18 protein-coding genes are annotated in these 22,273 nt (G+C 34.6%); 14 read left to right on the top strand and 4 right to left on the bottom strand.

All coding sequences use genetic code 11. The features are described 5' to 3' along the window. Window positions 1-5 precede the first annotated feature (5 nt). From KO521_RS02930 to KO521_RS02865, 14 genes are all read left to right on the top strand, one after another. A complete protein-coding gene (locus tag KO521_RS02930) occupies window positions 6-965 on the top strand; it encodes an ATP-grasp fold amidoligase family protein (protein ID WP_215938405.1) in 960 nt (319 codons plus the stop codon). After that, window positions 965-2,044, top strand: coding sequence for a glycosyltransferase family 4 protein (locus KO521_RS02925; protein ID WP_215938404.1), 1,080 nt, complete (start codon window positions 965-967; stop codon window positions 2,042-2,044). The genes KO521_RS02930 and KO521_RS02925 overlap by 1 nt, the downstream gene beginning before the upstream one ends. Next, window positions 2,008-3,147 carry a glycosyltransferase gene (locus KO521_RS20600; RefSeq protein ID WP_215938403.1) on the top strand — a complete coding sequence of 380 codons (1,140 nt, stop codon included), beginning with the start codon at window positions 2,008-2,010 and terminating at the stop codon, window positions 3,145-3,147. Before KO521_RS02925 ends, KO521_RS20600 begins: the two co-directional genes overlap by 37 nt. A 22-nt stretch (window positions 3,148-3,169) precedes the next feature. Beyond that, window positions 3,170-4,312, top strand: coding sequence for a glycosyltransferase family 4 protein (locus KO521_RS02915; protein ID WP_215938402.1), 1,143 nt, complete (start codon window positions 3,170-3,172; stop codon window positions 4,310-4,312). 138 nt (window positions 4,313-4,450) lie between these two features. Further along, window positions 4,451-5,062, top strand: a complete 612-nt coding sequence (locus KO521_RS02910) for a sugar transferase (protein WP_215938401.1) — start codon at window positions 4,451-4,453, stop codon at window positions 5,060-5,062. Beyond that, window positions 5,059-6,078 (top strand): glycosyltransferase, encoded by a 1,020-nt coding sequence (locus tag KO521_RS02905; RefSeq protein ID WP_215938400.1) that lies wholly within the window; start codon window positions 5,059-5,061, stop codon window positions 6,076-6,078. Before KO521_RS02910 ends, KO521_RS02905 begins: the two co-directional genes overlap by 4 nt. Beyond that, entirely contained in the window at window positions 6,075-7,043 is a 969-nt protein-coding gene (locus tag KO521_RS02900; protein WP_215938399.1) for an ATP-grasp domain-containing protein, read from the top strand. The genes KO521_RS02905 and KO521_RS02900 overlap by 4 nt, the downstream gene beginning before the upstream one ends. Then, complete coding sequence (locus tag KO521_RS02895; RefSeq protein ID WP_215938398.1) at window positions 7,027-7,683, top strand: HAD family hydrolase; 657 nt, start codon at window positions 7,027-7,029, stop codon at window positions 7,681-7,683. The genes KO521_RS02900 and KO521_RS02895 overlap by 17 nt, the downstream gene beginning before the upstream one ends. A 276-nt stretch (window positions 7,684-7,959) precedes the next feature. Further along, entirely contained in the window at window positions 7,960-9,009 is a 1,050-nt protein-coding gene (locus KO521_RS02890) for a GNAT family N-acetyltransferase (protein ID WP_215938397.1), read from the top strand. 12 nt (window positions 9,010-9,021) lie between these two features. Further along, on the top strand, window positions 9,022-10,266 hold the full coding sequence (locus KO521_RS02885; protein ID WP_215938396.1) for a GNAT family N-acetyltransferase: 1,245 nt from the start codon (window positions 9,022-9,024) through the stop codon (window positions 10,264-10,266). Window positions 10,267-10,330: 64 nt separating this feature from the next. Next, window positions 10,331-11,761 (top strand): MBOAT family O-acyltransferase, encoded by a 1,431-nt coding sequence (locus KO521_RS02880; RefSeq protein ID WP_252729832.1) that lies wholly within the window; start codon window positions 10,331-10,333, stop codon window positions 11,759-11,761. A 5-nt stretch (window positions 11,762-11,766) separates the two neighbouring features. Beyond that, complete coding sequence (locus KO521_RS02875; RefSeq protein WP_215938394.1) at window positions 11,767-12,732, top strand: hypothetical protein; 966 nt, start codon at window positions 11,767-11,769, stop codon at window positions 12,730-12,732. 52 nt (window positions 12,733-12,784) lie between these two features. After that, entirely contained in the window at window positions 12,785-13,966 is a 1,182-nt protein-coding gene (locus KO521_RS02870; protein WP_215938393.1) for a GNAT family N-acetyltransferase, read from the top strand. 309 nt (window positions 13,967-14,275) lie between these two features. Next, the gene (locus KO521_RS02865) at window positions 14,276-16,327 is read left to right on the top strand and encodes an HAD family hydrolase (protein ID WP_215938392.1); all 2,052 of its coding nucleotides are present in this window, start codon (window positions 14,276-14,278) and stop codon (window positions 16,325-16,327) included. A 5-nt stretch (window positions 16,328-16,332) separates the two neighbouring features. Here the strand turns inward: KO521_RS02865 and KO521_RS02860 are convergent, their stop codons facing one another. From KO521_RS02860 to KO521_RS02845, 4 genes are all read right to left on the bottom strand, one after another. After that, complete coding sequence (locus tag KO521_RS02860; protein ID WP_252729831.1) at window positions 16,333-17,511, bottom strand: OmpA family protein; 1,179 nt, start codon at window positions 17,509-17,511, stop codon at window positions 16,333-16,335. A 121-nt stretch (window positions 17,512-17,632) separates the two neighbouring features. Next, complete coding sequence (locus KO521_RS02855) at window positions 17,633-18,076, bottom strand: hypothetical protein (protein ID WP_215938391.1); 444 nt, start codon at window positions 18,074-18,076, stop codon at window positions 17,633-17,635. 1 nt (window position 18,077) lies between these two features. Continuing rightward, window positions 18,078-19,223 (bottom strand): N-acetyl-alpha-D-glucosaminyl L-malate synthase BshA, encoded by a 1,146-nt coding sequence (gene bshA / locus KO521_RS02850; protein ID WP_215938390.1) that lies wholly within the window; start codon window positions 19,221-19,223, stop codon window positions 18,078-18,080. A gap of 130 nt (window positions 19,224-19,353) precedes the next feature. Next, window positions 19,354-22,266, bottom strand: coding sequence for a glycoside hydrolase family 3 N-terminal domain-containing protein (locus KO521_RS02845; RefSeq protein WP_215938389.1), 2,913 nt, complete (start codon window positions 22,264-22,266; stop codon window positions 19,354-19,356). Window positions 22,267-22,273 lie beyond the last annotated feature (7 nt).

Raw genomic sequence — 22,273 nt, 5'->3', positions numbered from 1 at the left:
TATATATGAAGAAAATATTAAAAAAATTATATAATAAAACGTCAGTAGGAAGGATTCTAATTCAAAAAGTTATTGACTTAAATGTTTTTTATTGGACTCGTATAGCAGCCGACCAAAGGGTAATTAAGAGAGTTTACAAAGAATCTTTTGGGCGTCCTATCGATTTGGAACATCCTAAAACACTCAATGAAAAAATTAATTGGCTCAAACTTAATGACAGAACCTCTCTGCATACTATGTGCGCTGATAAATATGCAGTTCGTGCGTATATTGAAAAAAATATTGGATCTGAATACCTTGTGCCACTCTTAATCCATACGCAAGACCCTACCAAAATCACCAAAAAAAATCTTCCTGACAGCCCTTGTATCATAAAAACAAACCATGATAGTGGGGGCGGGTACTTTGTTATAAATAAAGAGGAAATTGATATTTTTAAAATTCAATCCGATTTAAAAATAAGGTTGGAAAAAAATTATGCCCATAACATTACGAGAGAGTGGCAATACAAAAATATTCCGCCCTTGATTATTGTTGAATCTTTGTTACAAACCAGGGAAGGTGATATTCCTATGGACTATAAACTTCATTGTTTTAATGGTAAGGTTAGAATGATTCAAGTAGACATTGGTAGAGGCACTAAAGATCATTATAGAAACTGGTATAGCATTGACTGGAAGAGAGAACCTTATAAATGGTCTTCCAAAAAAGAAAATGGTAAATATACTGACCCTGCCAATTTTGAAGTTCCAGCCCCTAAAACTTTAACCAAAATGATAGAGCTTTCCAAAGTCCTAGCAAAACCTTTTTGTTACGTTCGAGTAGATTGGTACGATGTTGACGGAAAACTGTACTTCGGAGAACTTACCTTTCATCACGATAGCGGATTTGCTCCTATATTACCATCTGAATGGGATTTAGCTTTAGGAAGTGAACTTTTACTCGCAAAAACACAAAGTCAATAATGAAGGTAGATTTTCTAATAAACAAGATGAGTGGAGGTGGTGCAGAAAGGGTGGTTAGCCTTTTGGCCAATTATCTTGTACAAAAAGGACTTAGTATTAGAATAATTACCTTTACAGGAGATGATAATTATGAACTTGATTCTCGAATCAAGAGAATAAAATTACACAGCCATCCTTTATTTCATTCAGTAGTAATAAATGGGTTTTTCAGCTTACTATCCTTTTATAAAAATAAAAATAACAGACCAGATATAATTAGTTCACATATTAATTTATTAGGATATCTAACTATACCAATTGCAAGGATTTATAATTTAAAACTAATTGTTTCAGAACACAACAATCATTATACTAAAAGCACTTTCGCTAAAAAGATTTTATGGAATAATCTGTACCCATTAGCTAGTGCCGTTACCATACTTACTCAATTTGACCAAGAGTACTTCTCTAAGCGTAACAAAAATGTTTGGTTAATGCCAAATCCATGCACTTTTCAAACCGTAAAAGAGAATGATATAAAATTTAGTGATTCGAAAGAGATATTAGCCATAGGCGACGTCAACCGTTATGACCATAAAGGTTTTGATAATCTTATCTATATAGCAAAATCCGTTCTAACCAAACATCCTGATTGGACATTTAAGATAGTTGGAAAAGGTGATGATGGTATTACTTATCTAAAAAAATTAAGTGAAGAACTTGGTATTAAAGACAACATTGTTTTTACAGGTTATAGAACCGATATAAAAAATTTACTTTTAAATACTGAAATATTTGTCTTACCATCTCGTTATGAAGGACTTCCTATGACTTTATTAGAAGCCATGTCTCAAGGTGTTTGTTGTATTGCTTTTGATTGTATTTCTGGCCCTTCGGATATAATAACTCATGGTGAAAATGGTTCTTTAGTTGAAAATCAAAATATTGATGACATGGTACTAAAATTAAACGAGTTAATAAGTAGTCCTGAAAAACGTAAACAGTTTAAATTAAATGCCTCAAAAGCATTAGATAAATTTTCAATTGAAAACGTTGGTCATAAGTGGACAGAACTTATAGAACAGGTAACAAAATCATAAATCTGAAACCAAACAAAAAAAATACTTGGCTCTTTGTTCTCCCCACAGATAGCGTACAAGGCTCAGAACATATTGTAAAAAGTATGGCGCTCTATGTATCGGGGTGCAGACAGAAATGTCGTGTCATTATATTATCAAAAAAAACTAGTAATGGCTGGAGCGATCTAGAAGAAAACTTTGATATTGTTTATCTTCCCTTCAATTCATATTTTGTTGGTGCGATCTACCTCCTACCCTATCTATTCTTTAAAAGTTATGGAGATGTATCCTTTACGTTCTCATCTCAGACCATAATAAACGGTACCTTAGGCTTAGCCAAAAGATTAGGCTTTATCAAAGCTAAAGTTATTCTAAGGGAATCCAATTCTATATTTCAGCTTTTAAGCGGTTATAAACTAAAAATTTATTCTCTCTTTTATGCTCTGGGTTATAAAGGCTCATCATTGGTAATTACACAAACCGACTATATGAAAAAGCAGCTTATGGAAGCACTCCCTTCTTTAACAAAAAAGCTGAACATCAAAACCATTTCTAACCCCTTCAATTTTGATGATATAAACTCAAGAACCGGAGCGATAGACAAAGAATATGAAACTAAAAAGTTCATTGTTGCCGCCGGAAGGTTGGCTCCCGCAAAAGGTTTTGATATTCTTATAGAAGCGTTCAAAGATATAGCTGTAATCAACAACGACTTAGACTTAATTATTCTTGGTGAAGGTGCGGAAAGGAATAATCTTAATAAAAAAATTGAAGAATTAGGTTTGAAAGAAAGGATTCATATGCCCGGTTATGTAAAAAACGTATATGCGTACTTTAAAAGAGCCGAGGTGTGTGTGTTATCTTCTCGTATTGAAGGGTTCCCAAACGTACTTTTACAGATGATGTCTCAAAACACAGCAATAGTTGCAACCTTAAGTGCTGGTGGTATTGAAGACATTCCAAACATCCAAACATGCCCTACTGAAAATACGGAAAAACTAAAAAGTAGTATAATTAATGTACTCCAAAGTGATACCAAAGCCAATAAACCTATATTTGATTCGTTCTTAAAGTCAAGAACACAGTCTTCATTCTATGCTCAAATAATGGAATCTGTTAAATAATTTATTCCAGATAAATTGATTTATGAATACCAACAAAAATATACTCATCCTCTGCTCCGCCTCGTTTTCTTTGAGTAATTTTAGGGGGGACCTAATTAAACACTTGTTAGGCAAAGGTTTTAAGGTGTACTGTGGTGGCCCTGATTTCAACGAAAATACGTTAAGCTTGGTTGAAGAATTGGGAGGTGTACCTGTTCCTTTTCATTTACAGAGAACCGGTTTAAACCCAATAAGTGATTACAATACAATTAAAGAATTAAGATCTTTAATGGACGAATATAAGATTGATATTCTGTTCCCATACACTATTAAACCAGTCATATACGGTTCTTTTGCTGCTAAAAAATTGAATATACCGGTTATTTCGCTTATTACAGGTCTTGGTTTTACTTTTAGTAGAGTCACCACAAAGGCAAAAGTATTACAATCAATAACTGAATTCTTATATCGTAAAGCTTTAAAGAGTAATAAGGCCGTTATTTTCCAAAACTCAGATGATCTTCAGCTTTTTAAAAACCATAAAATTGTTGCTGAAAATCAATCGTTACATGTTGTAAACGGTTCTGGCATCAATCTAGAGAAATTTGCTTTTAAACCAAGAGAGCGTTCATTAAACAGTGCTGTAAAGTTTGTTCTTGTAGCCAGGTTAATGAAAGAAAAAGGTGTTGAACTGCTTATGAATGCAGCTAGACAATTAAAACCTAAATATCCCAATTCAGAATTTCATATCATTGGTGAACCTCCAGAAAATAGTAGTTCTGCCGTGTCCAAAAAAGAATTGGAAGCACTTAATGAAAAAGGAGTAATTGTTTATCATGGTAAGTCTAACAACGTTGCTAAAGCTATTTCCGAGCTGGATATATTTGTTCTACCCACGTACTATCGTGAAGGTGTTCCTCGTTCAATTTTAGAGGCACTTTCGTGTGGAATGCCAATTATTACTACAATGCAACCTGGTTGCAGAGAAACTGTTCTAGAAGGAAGAAATGGATTTTTAATTCCTCCTAAAGAAGAAGAACCTTTAGTAGAAGCTTTAAAGTATTTCTTAGACCACCCAGAAGATATTGAGGCCATGGGGCATGAAAGCAGAAAATTAGCAGAAAATAAATTTGATGTTCATTTAATAAATAAGAATATATTGGATATTATCTCAGACCAATTGTAAAATACAAATACTGCTGTGATAAAGTTTTGACAGAAAATTCTGTATAAGCCCCTACAGCCATTAAAATTGTACTTGGTCTATTGTCATCAATAAAAATGAAAATATTATAGTTAATTTGTTATATCCTTAGTTATACCAATGTATAAAGCTATACTTAAAAGATTAATTGATTTTCTTGTCGCGCTATTTGGATTAATAGTTGCGGGACCGCTGATGGTATTTGTTATTCTTTTTCTGGCTATATCTAATAAGGGTAATGTTTTCTTTGTACAAAAAAGACCAGGTAAAAATGAGGTGGTTTTTAAAATTCTTAAGTTTAAAACCATGAATGATAGGAAAGATGAGAATGGAAATTTACTGCCTGATGAAATTAGACTTACACCTATAGGGAAATTTATACGAAAAACGTCTCTTGATGAACTACCGCAATTACTGAATGTTTTAAAAGGAGAAATGAGTTTGATAGGACCTAGACCGCTTTTAGTATCCTACCTACCCCTATACAGTGAAACACAAAAGAAAAGGCATTTAGTTAGACCAGGTATAACAGGATGGGCGCAGGTTAATGGTAGAAATGCCATATCATGGGATAAAAAATTTGAGTATGACGTGTGGTATGTTGAAAACCTATCTTTTTTATTAGATTTGAAAATAATATTTCTAACGATTCAGAAAGTTCTTAAAAGTGACGGTATCAGTTCAGATTCAAGTGCTACAATGGAAGTTTTTACAGGAAATAGTAAAGTATGAAGTTAAGTATAATCATTCCCTGCTACAATATGGAATTATATCTACAAGAATGTGTAGATAGCCTATTGAACCAAAGATTAAATCCTGACGAATACGAAATCATCATCGTTAACGACGAGTCTAAAGATAATACCCTTAAAATTGCTATTGATTACTCCAAGCAAAATGACCATATAAAAGTAATCGATAAAAAAAATGCCGGTGTTGGAGCTGCTCGTAATTCAGGTTTTGATTTAGCGCAAGGCGAATATATTTATTTCTTAGACCCTGATGATTACATTGCCAAGGACACCTTACCCATTCTATTGAACTTAGCAATAGAAAATAGTTTAGACATACTCACTTTCAAAACAAAATCTGTTGTAGAAAAGAGATATCCTATTTCAGATAACTTAGGTGATAAACTAGATTCCCTAACTATAGAGGATGGAATTTCTTATGTGGCGCATAGAAAACATCAAAACGAAATCTGGTGGTATCTAATTAAAAGGGACTTTATAAAAAATACCGGTATTCGGTTTATAGAAGGTAAATGGATGGAAGATGCCATACTTACGGCTGAACTATTCTGTAAGGCCAAAAGAATGGCACATACAAACCTGGACGTGCATAGATATCGTATTCTGCCAACATCGGCAATGCGCAACAAGAGTCCTGAGCATTACAATAAAGTCATATATGACAACGCAAATGCCGCACATGTATTTGATAAATTGATATTAACAATACCAAGTAACCATCCAAATGCAGAAGCCTGTATTAAAAGATTAAAAACAAGACAACAGTCGTTTGTTTTCTTCTTAATGGTTCGTTTGATGAAGTCAGATATCTCGGTTTCGGAAATTCCTGCCATGTTATCGGATTTTGAAAAAATAGATGCTTACCCCTTAAAGAAATTCATAGGTGAAGATTATCACGGAATAGGCTATTCTTGCTTGGTTTTCGTATTTAATAGAAAACCTTTGATAAATCCGTTCATAAAGATGTTCCGATCTTTTTATACTTTAAAACAATGAATATTCTTATATCTTCCGCAGGTAGACGCGTGTCACTGGTCAGAGCATTTCAAAAGGAACTTAAAAAGCTATATCCTGAAGCTAAAGTTTATGCATCAGATGCAAACCCAACACTCTCAGGTGCTTGTCAGGTAGCTGACGGCTATTTTAAAGTGCCATTCGTTACCCATCCAGATTATTTTAATGTTTTGGTCAAAGAATGCAATAGTCGTGACATAAGCTTGTTAATCCCTACAATTGATACGGAACTGTTACCCCTGGCGCAAAATAGAACATTGCTAGAGCAAAATGGCATTACTCCTATTGTAGCTTCAACGGAATTTGTTGGTAAATGTAGAGACAAAAGACAAATTCATAAGTTCTTTGAAGAACACAATGTTTCTGTAGCCAAAGAATTTACCAAAGAAGACTACACTTTACCTCTATTCATTAAACCCATAGATGGTAGTAGAAGTGTTGACACCTATCTTATAAAGGACCAAAAAGATTTGACTGATTATCATTTTGAAAATGAAAAACTAATGTTCTTGGAATATCTTGACCATGATGTTTATAATGAGTTTACGTGTGACCTTTACTACGGAAAAGACAACATGCTAAAATGCGTAGTGCCCCGCAAAAGAATTGAAGTAAGAGATGGGGAAGTATATAAAGCCTTGACCGTAAAGAACCTCTTGGTTGATTATATCAAGAAGAACTTAGCAAAAGTTGAAGGAGCCGTAGGCTGTTTAACAGCTCAGTTTTTTGTTCATGGTACAGAAGATAAAATAAGAGCAATTGAAATCAACCCCCGGTTTGGTGGTGGTTACCCCCTATCCTACTTGGCCGGTGCCAATTATCCAAAATGGGTTTTAGAGGAATTTATATTAGGCAAGCAAATAGAAGAAAATTTTGACTGTTGGGAAAAAGACCTTCTCATGATTAGATATGATGATGAAATTTTAGTCCATGGATATAAAGGTTAATGAAAATTCGGTCATCGTTTTTGATTTGGACGACACACTCTATAATGAAGTAGATTATTTAAGATCGGCTTATTGTGCCATCGCCAAAGAATTAAATCCTAACCAATGGGAACATCTTTTTGTTAAAATGTTTTCGATGTACCGTAATAAGGAAAATGTATTTGAGTATTTAACAACTACTTTTTCCGTTGAAAAAAAGACATTAATAACCTCTTATCGAAATCATACACCATCAATAAGCCCGTTTCAGGGCGTTATTCCTTTATTAGAGACCATTAAAGAAAATAAAGGGAAACTTGCTATAATTACCGATGGCCGAAGTAAAACACAAAGAGCAAAACTCAATGCATTACGTATTGAACATTATTTTGATAAAATTGTTATTTCTGAAGAGCTGGGTACGGAGAAACCAAATGAAAATAACTACTTAGCCATAGAGAACAGTTTTAAAGACCATACATACTGTTATGTGGCAGATAATGTAAGAAAAGATTTTATAGCTCCCAATCAACTAAATTGGAATTCTATTGGCTTAATTGATAATGGCCTCAATATTCATAGTGATTCATTTCTTTACTTTACCAAAGAGAACTTACCACAGAGCTTTGTTAAAAGTTTAGGGGATATTAAAATATATTAGAATAGCGCTCGTTTTTTTGATAATACTTAGTGAAGTTGTAAATTTATATTAAAGATTTTAAACTTAAATCCTTTATCTAAAATGGATTTAAATAGTAATTGAATAAACTGATTTTTAATTAATTCTTAATCAAATGGCCTTAACCAATGGTGTTTTATTAAGTGCTGATATCAGAAGTTTCCATTATGGGTAATATTTGTTTGTCATCAAAATCAAACCTATACCAAAACCCATGAAGTAGGCACGATTGTCTCTTCTGATATTTAGTCAAAATAAATGATTGAAATCATAACGGAAAGAAGTGATTGGAACGACATTTTAAAAACTGTTGACCACTGTGACTTCTACCATACCTACCACTACCACTATCTCTCCAAGGGGGAGGACGAAACGCCTATACTTATCCATTATGAAGAAGAGGGCGCTAGCATCATTCTACCTTTAATGATTAGGGATATTGAAGGCACGAGCTATAAAGATGTAACTTCTGTTTATGGCTATGCCGGACCTCTGTGTAGCACAAAAAAACTCAATTTTGAAAACACCAACTTTAAAAGTGAACTTCAAAAGTTATTTATAGAGCAAAAAATTGTTTCCGTTTTTTCCAGGCTTCACCCCTATATTGAGCATCAAGAAGAGATTCTTGCCGATATTGGCGAAATTTCAAGCCCTGGCGAAGTAGTTTATATAGACCTCACATTACCTCTTGACCTTCAAAGGCAGCAATATAGTAGTCGTTTAAAAACATATATAAACAAATCTAGAAAGGTTTGCTCGGTAAGAAAAGGGACGTCTGAACAAGACATCCGCGCTTTTATTGATATTTACTATGAAAATATGCGTAGGGTTCATGCAGATGATAGCTATTTTTTTAACGATCGGTACTTCTATCAATTTATGCTCAGTTCCTTTTTTAAAACAGAACTTTTATTATGCGTAATAAATGAAACAGATGAAATTATAGGGGGGGCAATGTTCATTAAAATGGATGATATTGTCCAATATCATTTGTCAGGCTACAAAGAAAAATATTTAAATCTAAATGCCATAAAACTTATAATTGATACCATGCGTATTGATGCCTCCGAAGAAGGTTATAAGTATTTTAATCTAGGTGGTGGTAAAGGGGTTAAGAATGATTCCCTTTATGCCTTTAAATCTACTTTTTCAAAAAATCACAGACCTGCCAAGTTTTGGAAGTACATTGTAAATCCTAAAGTTTATAAAGATTTGGTAAAAAAGCGTGGAGAGCAGCTAAGTGAAAAAACCAATGACGGAGAGAGCAACTTTTTTCCTGCATACCGCCAAATACCCAAATCACATTAATACTAACCTGTTTTGGTAAAGAACAACCCATTCCTATCGGACACCTATACTTCTATTTGGGCAAAACATTTTGACCAAGGAGAAGAGCCTATAAGGTTTGATTTCCTTGCAGACGTTGGCTTTTACAAACATGCTAGCTTGCCCTTATACACTAATTACGGAAAAACCCTTACCAAGGGTATGGACTACAACATTACGCCTGAGCTTGCCAGAGATTATAAAAAAAAGGTATTTCTTATTTATGATGTGCCCGCATATTTCAATAGAGATACTACTATTGCTTCTGACCATCCATTAAAAATTCATTATTCCAAGCAATACCCTGGTTTTGCCATTGAATTAGGTAAATATAATAACTTAAATGAGTACATGCTCTCAACGTTTAGCAAGAGTAGTAGGTACAAATTGAATAAGTATAAAAAACGGTTTGAAGCTTGTTTTGATGTTTCGTACAAAGTGTACTGTGGTGAGATTACAAAAGTTCAATATGATTTTATTTTTGAATCATTTAAAAACTTGCTCATCAAGCGTTTTGATGATAAACAGATTACCAATAACAATCTCAATCCTGAAGAATGGGAATTTTATTATGATGTTGCCTACCCCTTAATACTGGAAAAAAAAGCCTCCCTTTTCGTTATTTATGACGGCGACAATCCAATTGGAGTAACGCTTAACTACCACTCGGACGCCGTTCTTTTTGATGCTATTACTGTTTTTGATATCGATTACGGCAAATTTCATTTAGGCTCTGTTACTATTATGAAGTTAGTAGAATACTGCATTTCCGAAAAAATTGAAATCTTTGATTTTTCTAAAGGGTATTTTGATTACAAAACCCGGTGGTCCAACAAAACCTATGATTTTAATTATCATATTTTATACGACTCCGCTTCTTTAACAGCCAAAACTTTGGCATTTGCAATCAAGTCTTTCTTTGATTTTAAACAGAAATTACGGGATAAAAACGTTAACGAAAGATTACATAAGTTAACCTATAAACTTAAAAATAGGAAAACAGAGGTTGTTACTTCAGAAGCCCGGTACAAGTTTGAAGATATTTCTTCCGAGCCTTTACCAGCAGGGCTGACAGAAATAGATTTAAACTTATCTGAAAACCATAAAATAAAAACACAAGCATTTGAGTTCTTATATCTTAATAATGAATATTTTAAAAACCTCAAGGCTTTTGCCAATACTGCTGGCCAATACTATTTTATTGGAAATGCCAAACAGGTGAAAGTGTCTCCTATATAATTCTATTTCAAATCATTATCAAACTAAAATTTAAATAACAGTGCTTTTTAATTCTCTTGATTTTTTGATTTTTCTTCCAGTAGTGTTTATACTCTACTGGTTTGTATTTAAGAAAAGCCTGAAGATTCAAAATTTATTGGTTATTGTTGCTAGTTATGTTTTTTATGGCTGGTGGGACTGGCGCTTCCTTGTTCTTATCTTTTTCAGCACAGTTCTAGATTTCTTTGTTGGTCAACAAATTTTTAAAAATCAAGATAACAAACAGAAAGCTAGATATTGGCTATGGGTAAGTGTAGGCTTCAATTTGGGACTTCTAGGTTTCTTTAAGTATTTCAATTTTTTTGTTGACTCATTTATAGAATCCGTAAATGCGCTTGGTTATAATATTAAGAGCGTCTGGACACTCCGCATTATTCTACCGGTAGGTATTTCTTTCTACACATTTCAAACCATGTCCTATTCATTTGACATTTATTATAAAAAACTAAAACCTACTAAAAATTTTATTTCGTTTGCTGCTTTCGTTGCATTTTTCCCACAGTTGGTAGCAGGTCCTATTGAACGCGCATCCAACTTATTAGATCAAATTAATACTAGGCGGATTTTTAGATATGAGCAAGCAACTAGTGGTCTAAAGCTAATTCTCTGGGGCTTTTTTAAGAAACTGGTTATCGCAGATTCTTTAGCTCCCATAGTAGATGATATTTTTACCAATTACGCAGACTACCCTGCCTCTACCCTAATTTTAGGAGTATCCCTGTTTAGTTTTCAAGTATATGGAGATTTTAGCGGATATACGGATATTGCCATAGGAACGGCTAAGCTGTTTGGGGTGGAACTGATGTCCAACTTTAAATTTCCCAACTTCTCGCGAAACATTGCGGAATATTGGCAGAGATGGCACATTTCCCTAAGTACTTGGTTTAGACACTACCTTTACATACCTATGGGCGGCTCAAGGGTAAGTAAACTAAAATCATTGCGGAATATTGCTGTTATTTTCCTAGTTAGTGGTCTATGGCACGGAGCCAATTGGACATTTGTCTTTTGGGGCGCAATTCACGCGCTTCTTTATATTCCAGTGTTTCTAATGGGCAGAAATAGGGTCTACGCCAATAATGTAATTGCGGAAAAAACATGGTTTCCCAGCATCACCGAAATACTACAGGTGCTCCTAACATTCTTTCTTGTTACTTTTTCAAGAATATTCTTTAGGTCTCCTTCCCTTTCCTCATCATTTGATTTCATCAAGCAAATAGGAAATAATTTTAGCTACGAACCTTATATGCACCCTATGGGGTATAGAATGTTCGACTTTTATTTGCTAGTGGCATTATTCACCGTCTATGAATATCTAATTAGAAAAGATGAGCGAAATCCGTTTAAATTTGGATCGCCACTAGTCCGGTTTCTTTTATATACGTTAGTTATTTTAAGTATCTTATTATTCTATGACGATGGTGTAAACCGCTCATTTATTTACTTTCAATTTTAATCTGGATGAGAAAATTTATTCTAAAATCGGTCTTATACATACTCTTAATCCTTCTTTTACTAGAAGTAATCGTTAGAGTGTTTCATTTGTATACAGAAGACCCGCCAAGGTTTATTGATAAATATGGCGTTGAAAAACGTATACCTGACCACGATGGCTATGCTGTTACGGGTAATAGAAATCAAAACTTTTCCAAATTTCACATCAACAAAGCCGGCTTTAATTCGTTTAGAGAGTTTAATCCGTCCGCAGATAAATTTGAAATGGCCTTAATTGGGGATTCCTTCATTGAAGGGTTTCATCAAGATTTTTCAAATTCCATTGGTAAGCAAATTGAAAACAAGGTAAAAGATGTTGAAGTATATGAATATGGGTATGCCGGATATGACTTTGCCAACCAGATGCATTTAGTTTATGCCTACCACAAAGACTTTCAGCTAATAGATAAAATCGTGTTATACCTAAATTACGAGAATGATTTGGGACGTGCGGAATATGAGCCGAATAAAGGACGGATAAAAATGTTGTCTTCCACTGTTTTTAAAATAAGGGATAATATAAAACTGTTGGCTTATGGGAGTAAAATAGGTATTGTAGAACCTCTAAAGAAACTTGCGCAAGGCGGTATAGCTTTTAATGAGACAGATAAGGCGTATAAAACAAACGAGTTAAAGGATAGTGAAGCGGAAAAGCTCAAAATTGACAAACAACGAATTGCTAATTTTAAAAATTTGATTGAGTTATACGGGTTTGATAAAAGCAAAACAAGCCTACTCCTAGATAGTAGAAAAACAAGCGATCGGTTCTTAGATTTTTGTAGGAACAATGGAATTAAGTATATAGATTTCGCTCCTAAATTTGAGAACTCCAAAAAACCAACTACGCTTATATACGACCATCATTGGAACGCATATGGCCGATCACTTATAGCAAAAGAATTAGCGGATTATTTAAAAGAGCAAAAAAAATAGTATAACGGTCAATCAAAATATCGATTTTTGTATTGGTGACCTTAACCACTATATGAATTCTACAAATTTTTTTTTCGATGCTTACACCAAGGAAGAACTTCCTACCCACTATAGGCAATTGCACAATAGATACACCAATGAACTTTTATTTAGCAATACTAACGATAAGGAATTTCAACTACTACATTCAACTTTCGTAGTACACGACGTACCCGGCTATTTTAAGCTAACAACAAGAAACCTTCCTGAAAATGTGGGATTCCACACGATAAAACAATATCCTGGATTTCTCATTGATTTTAAAAATGTTCCTTCATTAAATGATTATCTAAATGACCGTTTCGGTAAGTCTAGTCGCTATAAACTACGCCGAGAACAAAAAAAATTGGAACAATGTTTTGACATTAGATATGAAATGTATTTTGGGGCAATTGATAAGGACGTGTACGATTTTATTATGGACGAATTCTACCGTTTACTAGCGTTACGTTCACTGGAGAAAGGAATAAAAGACAATATAAACCTGACTACACAAAAATTTTACAGGGAAAATGTCTACCAAATGATTATTGATAAGAAAGCTTCCTTCTATATTATTTACAACGGAAATATGCCTATTGATATTTGTTTGAACTTCCACATGAAAAATGTTATTTTTCAATATATCCGAACGTATGATATTGATTATTCCAAATTCAATACTGGTTATACTGATTTAATGAAGCAAATAGAATGGTGTATTGCCAACCAAATAAAACTCATTACCTTCTCTAAAGGCGATTTTTATTGGAAAAGGCGCTGGTGTAATACGGTTTATAATTACGATTATCATATTTTTTTCAAAAAGAAGGATTTAGGCGCCAGAATAAAGGCGAAACTTTATTATTTATCCAAAGCATTGAAACAGTATGCACGTGAAAAGGGGATTATTGAAAAATATAACGCTAATAGGACCAAATACGCTAATTCAAAGAAAACCTCACCTCTTTCAGATACCTTGAAATTTAACCGAATACCATTTGAAACGGAATTTTCAAATATTGAATTGATAGATTACCGAATTAAGAAATTTGGTTTTTTACGTCGAAGAATTTATGATTTTCTTTATGAAAGTGATGAAAAACAGGCTGATATTGCCATTTACTCAATTTTATACCAACCGGAGTCTTACTTATTTATAGGAAAAAAGAGTAAAGCTTTGCTTTCTAGTACTTCCTTTACTACATCTTTTTAGAACTAAATCCGTTAAACGGTCATCAATTTTAACATGTTATTACTGTTTATCGATTTTTTTCTTAATTTTTTCTTAAAAAACGTCCGTAAACTGCACTTCGTCGTATATATTCGCAGTTAAACCCCGTAAAGAGAACATCGTGGCGCAGTCAAAAAGTAAGTCCCTAAAATTGAATTTGAAATTATGGTTCGCAGAACTAAAAGAAGATATAATTCTTTCTATTTATCATCGCTCACCAATCATATTTCTTCTATTTATCCGTTAGTCTTCTTAATTAAAAGTTTTTTTAATTTTATCTAATCAGTCCCATTGATAAACCTGAAGCGTAGAATTGCGCGGTTTCCTAATCGAAAAATTCTTTTTACAGATTTTTTTGACACCTTAGTTCACCGCAATGTCCACCCTAACTACGCTATGCGATTGTGGGGGAAGTTCATGGTTAGAGAGCTTGGAATGAGTTTCTCTTCCGAAAGACTTTTTACCATAAGGAATGAGTCTTTAACCTATCTTGGAAAAAAGCAACAACGGCCTACTTTAGAAGTAAAGTACAAAGACGTTATTAAAGAGGTTTACAATAGGTTGGTCAATACGGAAAATCTGCATGACGTTCCTTTTGACAGATTTAAAAAACTCTTTGAAAAAGCTGACTATATTGCCGAAATTTCTGTTCAATTCAAGAATGATGAATTAATAGACATTCTTTCTGATTACAAAGACAAAGGATATCAAATTTACTTATTATCAGATTTTTACCTTTCTAAAAACGTAATCGTAAAAATTTTAGAACACCATAAAATGGCGCATCTCTTTACTGATGTTTTCATTTCAAGTACGGTTGGGCAGAGTAAGGCCAAAGGAGGCTTATACCGTTATGTTCTTGATAAAACAAATACAGACCCAAAGTCTGTATTAATGATCGGAGATAACAAGAAAAGTGATGATACCAATGCTTCCAAGTATGCTATTGAATCTTATCACCTTAAGCATTTTTCTCATAAATTCAGAAACAAAAAAAATCTTTTGGGTTCTGATAAAAACGATTTTAAAAAAGTTTGCCACACCATAAAAACCAGGTGTTTAGAGAGCGAATATCAGTTTAGTGAATACATACTACACTTTTACTTTTTCACTGAACGATTGTATATAAGTGCCAAAAGAAATGGCACTAAAGATCTTTTCTTTTTAGCTAGAGAGGGCCATTTTTTAAAGCAATTATTTGATTGCTATCAAGAAATGAACTTGTTCAAAAGCGAAGAAAAAATTAACACACATTATTTAAAAGCCTCCAGACAGTCTGCTACGCAATTAGCTTTACGTCCTCTACCTAAAGAAGGCTTTGAAAAGTTACTGAGAAAATTTGGAGACATGTCTTTGCAGCATTTTCTAGATTGGTTTCCGTTTTCTGATGATACCAAGATTACGATTACCAGTGATATTCCATTCCCTAAAGATGAGATTATCCCAGATTTCTTTAAGTCTGAGACTATGGATTACCTTCGGAATAACTTAATTTTTCAAGACGCTTACGCTAAGAATCGAGAGACTCAGAAGGGCGCATTTTTAGAATATTTGAATTCTTTTGGGGCCAATTATCAAGAAAATGGTCTTGCTCTAGTAGATGTTGGCTGGGGTGGTACTATGCAGGAAAGTATTTATAAGTTTTTCAAAAAGAAAATTCCTGTTACCGGTTATTACCTAGGCCTCAAGGAAATCTATAATATTGAAAAAGATACCAAAAGATATGGTCTCAATTTTTCGATTTATCCTAACCACGACTTTTCTGATGATATTCTAATGGCCAACGGACAACTTTATGAACAGCTATTAGCAGCTCCTCATGGCAGCACGTTATCGTATAAATTTGCGCAAGAAGGCGAATCGCCAACTGTTGAATATCATGAACCTAATGAAAAAATGGTTTACGACAAATACATTGGCTCTATTCAGGAATATATGTTCACCGAATTCAAAACTCTTTTTGCAGAATTACGAGCTATAGATTATTCTCAAGAAGTAGTACAAGAATATCTTACAGATATGGCTCTAAGAACAGGCATATTTACCACTAGAAAAAAACTTAATTTTATCCGGCAAATTACAAAAGGGTTTTACCAAAATGTTGGGGAAAACAAAGTTGGATTGGAGTATAACCCCAATAGTATTAGTATTTCCAAAGTTGGTCTCATAAAAACCTTTATTAAATCTCCCGAGAAAGTTTTTCGGTATTTAGTTAAAATAAAGCCATTCTTATTCTACAAGGGCTTCTATTGGCTTTCCTGGCCAGTAAACCTATCCTATTACTATATTAGGCTTAACTTTTGGGCAAAAAGAAAGTGGCTTAAAAAAGGTTTGCTCTCTTAATTTCATTAGTATTTAGTGATTACAAACTCTGAACGCCTGTTTACTTGGTGTTTTTCTTCGCCACAATAGACAGTGTCATCACATTCATTTAGTAAATTAGTCTCTCCATACGCCTCAGTATCAAGACGATTGATGTCTACTCCTTTTTTTATAAGATATGCTTTGGTTCTATCTACCCTCCGCTGAGACAACCAATTGTTGTATTTAGAGGTTCCTCTGGAATCTGTGTGTGAACTGATTTTCAATTCTAACTCAGGATGTTTTTGTAAAACAACGGCCAATCCGTCTAGAACCTTTTTCGATTTTGAATTTAAATAAGAAGAATTAAGGTCAAAATAAGCCAGGCCTAAATCATCAATTTCCTTTTTAATATCTAGCTTTCGCTGTTCCTCCTCGTCTACCTTAGCTTTCTCTATGGATGCCAAACGGGCTTGCTCCCTCTCCTTGGCTAATCTCGCAGCTAAAGCGGCCTGTTCCTTCTCTATTTGGGCTGCAGCTATTGAATCCTGTTCTTTTTGACGTTTTTCAGCCATCTCCTCAATCAATGCCAATTTTTTCTCTCCCTTTTTCGATAGTCCTTTTTCTATACCGAATTGATACACTATACCTGCTGCATGTTGCAAATGATTGGTGGCATCATCATTGTTTGCAGCCCATTTGCCAGATGAACTAAAATCCATCCCAATTCTATCTGAAAACCAAGTTCTAAAGCCAACTACAGCATTGTAAGTAGCTCTGGATTGATTATTTGCATCAGTATAACCCGCACCCACACCCAAATAGGGATCAAACCAAGCAGTTTCCCCAATTAGTTTATTTAAATCATAAGTCAACCTTGCGTCTAATCCATAATACTGGGTTTCTTCAAGATTAGTAACACCATCTATAAATTTTCCAACCTTATATTTGTTGTAACTAGCTATCGCCTCTATACCAATACCACTTTTAAAATAACGGCCAATACTCACCCTAGACGGATAAGATAGCGCATTCCACTGTTTACCAAAAGAAAACAATTCATCGAATACATCACCGGAATCGTCTACGATATTGTATCCAACACCAAACATCCATGAGCTTTTAACGATGCTATCTTTTTCGGAAAGCTGTAACTCTTCTTGAGCTTGTAAAAGATTAAATGAAGTACATAGCAACAGTACCATATAATAGGTAAAAGATTTCATAGCAATTAGATTTGGGTGTTCTAACCACAAAGTAATGACTATCAATCCAATACCCCCAAAGTACACTTTGAACGGTAACAATAATCGATAGTCCGTTAATTTTATGCTATCCTTAACAGTCCTATTTTAAGGTAATTTCTTTTTGGGTAAGTGGTAATTTATATACAGAAAATGGAGTGATAATAGATGTAGAGGTCTTATCATGCCCTTTATCTATGACTCGAACGACAAGATTACTTTCTGTCTCTTTCTCTATGAACAACTTTGGTTCAAAGAAATTTTGACGTTTTCCCGCGCAGTAAATGATAAGTAATTCTTTGCTAAAATCTATTTGAGGAACGGGCAAACCTGGTTTTCTTGTTCTATTTAAATTAGAATAAAATTTTTGCAGGGTCTTCATATCCGTAACCACTATTAATTCCTCTTCATCAGAACCACTATAATTATCGCTTTCTATAAGTTCCAATTGGTCTGCAAATTTAGATTTCCTGTCTTTAGTAACACCTTTTTCCTGCCCTTTACAGGATGAAAAAAGTAAAACTAAAATCAAGAGAATAGATTTCATATTAACTATAAGATTTATCAAACCTAGCTTTATAGGCTTTTTCATAAAGTGCCTCATAGAGCGGAAGAACTTTCATAATATCAAAACGTTCTGCCGATATTACAGCATTTTTCTTGAATTTCTCCAATGTACCGTCATCCTCTAAAATGCGAACCGCATTCTTAGCCATATCCTTAACATCACCTACATCACTTAAAAAACCTGTAATACCGTGTTCATTCACCTCTGGTATTCCACCTGCATTACTTGAAATTACAGGTACTTTATTGATCATTGCCTCTAGAGCGGCCAGACCAAAACTTTCTGACTCAGATGGGAGTAAGAACAGGTCTGAAAAACAAAGGATTCTATCTATTTCATTACTGTTTCCTAAAAATATCACCTTATCCGAAATACCTTTTTCCTCACATAACCTTTCGGCATTTTCTTTTTCAGGCCCCTCGCCCACCATGACCAATTTAGCAGGAAGCTCTTTTTGAATACGATCAAAAATTTCGATTACATCCGGAATACGTTTTACCTTTCTAAAATTACTTATATGCGTAACTATCTTTTCATTATCCTCTGCCATTAATGACCGTTGGCAGTCCGTAAATGAAGTGCTATAATTAGACTTATCTATAAAGTTAGGTACAACCTCAATTTCCTTTTTAATATCGAAAACCTCCATAGTATGTTGTTTAAGATTTTCTGAAACTGAAGTAACCACGTCCGATTGGTTGATGCTAAAAGTAACTGCCGGCTTATAAAAAGGGTGTTTTCCCACTAAAGTGATATCAGTACCGTGCAATGTTGTAATCATTGGCACATAAATACCTTCTTCCTCTAACATCTTTTTAGCCATATAACCAGCATATGCGTGTGGTATGGCATAATGAACATGAAGCAAATCTATGTCATACAGTTTAATAGTATCTACCAACTTACTGGATAAAGCCAATTCATAGGGTTGATATTTAAACAAGGGATATTCCGGCACATGAACTTCATGGAAATAAATTTTATTACCCAACAACTCTAAGCGGACCGGTTGTTTATAGGTTACAAAATGTACTTCGTGACCTCTGTTGGCCAAAGCTATACCAAGTTCTGTGGCTACTACACCGCTTCCACCAAAGGTGGGGTAACAAACAATTGCTATTTTCATTAATCAAATTTAGCTAAATCTATAAAGTAAGTCGGTAAAACCTCTTTTTAATTTCAAAACAGGTTCTAGATAATCATATATAATTGATATTACTCTCTAGCGTACCATATGCTCAATTAGAAAGTAGAACTTAATTTAGGATAGCATCGTAGATAACTTGCTGGATTCGGGTTCGCAAACCAGATTTAATTAAAAGGGTGTTAGAAGATGATGGATAAGTTCTATTGGATAAAAATACATAGACAATCTCTTCTTCTGGATCAGCCCAGGTATAAGTACCTGTAAAACCACTATGCCCAAAACTTTTTCGTGAAACACATCCACAGGTTGGACCACTATCCTTTAATTGCGGTTTATCAAAACCGACACCGCGTCTCACTTTCTTATCACAAAAATAACAGGTATTGAATTTTTTAACGGTCCGTGTATCTAAAAATCGTGTTCCGCCGTAAAACCCGTTCTGCAAGTACATTTGCATAATCTTAGCCACATCACCGGCATTACTAAAAAGTCCAGCATGACCACCAACACCCCCCTGCATTGCGGCACCCATATCATGAACGTAGCCCTGAACGGTTTCGTAGCGATAGTATTTATCTTCTTCCGATGGTACAATTCTGTTCTTTGGAAACTTTTCTAACGGGTTGTAACTGGTATTTGTTGCGCCAATTGGTTGGTAGAGAAATTTATCAACTTGTTCGTCTATACGTTTTTTCCCAACCTTTTCTATATATTTCTTCATTACATAGTATCCCACATCGCTATACCTGTAGCGATTGGATTTTAAATCTTGACGGCCAATTCTGTTATAGATTGAATCGTTGTATGCATCGGCTAAATAGAGCTTATCCGTAACCTTGTAAGAGAATCCATCAGTGGGTTCTGTCCTGTAAAATTCCTTTGATGGCTTTCTGTTCTTATCCAGCGTATCAACATAAAAAGCGATCCATGCAGGAAGTCTTCCATAATGGGATAAAGCCTTTAGAACGGTAACGTTCTTTAACTCTGTATCCGCATATTCAGGAATTAACTCTTGGAAGGTGTTGTTCAGTTTAATATCCCCTTCCTCCTCCATTTTCATTATCATAGGCAGGGTACCCAATATTTTGGTAATGGAGGCTAAATCATAAATAGATGTGGTGGTTATGCTATCTTTTGAGTCATAAGTTGGTTTTCCAAAACCTTTATTATAGATAACTTTTCCCCTTCTGGCAATTAAAACTTGCGCTCCAGGAAACATAAGAGAATCTAATCCATGTTGAACCAAAGTATCCACCTCCGCTAATTTCGCGGCATTAAACCCAACTCTTTCCGGGAAACTATATCCTAACCGAAGTAATGTTTTTAATTTGATCTGTGTATTAACAGGAAAATCTTTGTGTGCAGTTACGGGAAGTCTACCTTCTGCAGGAATGGCTCCAAAAATTAACTGTGCAGCTTTACGCTGTGCTAACTCACTGTTTTGATACGCAACCAGAACGCCATCTATACTTTTAAATGAAGGTACATCCAAAAGCGCATAAGGCTTAGCAAAAACAGAAAGTATAACGTTTGATGTTCTTTCATCTGCTATATCCTGTAGCCACTGTAACTCTTTCTTTGAAAATTTGTAGGCTTTCCACGGACTCTTATTACTTTTATGGTGCCCTATGATGACTAGGTTATAGTCTTTAAGTTTATCTTTTAATGTAGTAATATCGCTCCCGTTTACTTGTGTTACCGAAGCATATTTATTCAACTCATCAACAAATGGGTCACTATCGGCATCACCAAATTTTACGTAGGCAATTTTCTTATTTTCTATCCTTTTGATACCCATCAGGTAGAAATTGTTCTTAACAACGGTTAATGCATTTTCAATAGCTTCTTCGTAAACCAAATCATCAGTTCTAGAATTCAAGTCTTCATATAAATTCTCTAAATCTATTGGATTGTATGTATGAAGACCCGCCTTATACTTGGCCATTAGAATTTTCTTTACAGAATTCGCCAGTCTTTCTTCGGAAATCTTTCCCTTATTAAAAGCTTTTGTCAATTTTTCCTTAGCCTTTTCGACCTCGGTAGGCATCAATAAAATATCATTACCTGCCATAAAGGCTGCCACTTCAGCATCCCCGTCTTTTCCATGGTTGGTTACTCCTTTCATATTCAAAGCATCAGTAAACACCAATCCTTCAAAGCACATCTGTTCTTTTAACAAACCAGATATAATTTGTTCGGATAATGAAGAGGGAAGTTCTTTTTTCAATTCTAGTGCAGGAACCTCCAAGTGAGCCACCATGACACTGCTCAACCCAGCCTCTATTAATCTCCTAAAAGGATATAGTTCAACACTATCCAATCGCTCTTTGGTAAAATTTATGATTGGTAAGGCTTTATGCGAGTCTGTTGCCGTATCTCCGTGGCCAGGAAAATGCTTACCGCTGGAAAGTACTCCAGCGCTTTCCATACCTTTCATGAAAGCAATACCTTTTTCGGCAACAATTTCACGGTCTTCCCCAAATGAACGATTACCTATAATAGGGTTTTGAGGATTGGTATTGATGTCTACATCGGGTGCGAAATTAATATGCACTCCTAAACGCTTTGCATGTTCTCCAATTCTTTTTCCTACCTTCTGAACTATAGCATTATCAGTTATTGCCCCTAAGGTCATATTCCAAGGAAAAGCATAAGTGGAGTCCAAACGCATGGCAAGCCCCCACTCCGCGTCCATACCAACCATAAGTGGTATTTTGGAAGCTGACTGAAACTCGTTTGTTAATTTTGCTTGTCTTATAGGGCCTCCCGTAGAAAAAATGACCCCTCCTATTTGTTGCTCTTTGATAAGCGTTTTTACTTTATCCGTACTGGATTTTGCTTGGTCGGAAACGACCATCACCATAAAAAGCTGTCCCAACTTCTCATCAAGGGACATTTCATTATAGCGTGCATCTACCCATTTGCTTTGTGCCAAACTATCTTTGGTAACCAAAGGATGTTGTTGCGCACTTGCACTCAGAAATACAAAAAAAAGTAAGGAAAAAAAAGGAAAAAACCGCATTACTAGA

It is taken from the genome of Zobellia uliginosa, assembly GCF_018860745.1.
GTDB lineage: Bacteria > Bacteroidota > Bacteroidia > Flavobacteriales > Flavobacteriaceae > Zobellia > Zobellia uliginosa_B.
This window is presented reverse-complemented; position numbering and strand designations above follow the sequence as displayed.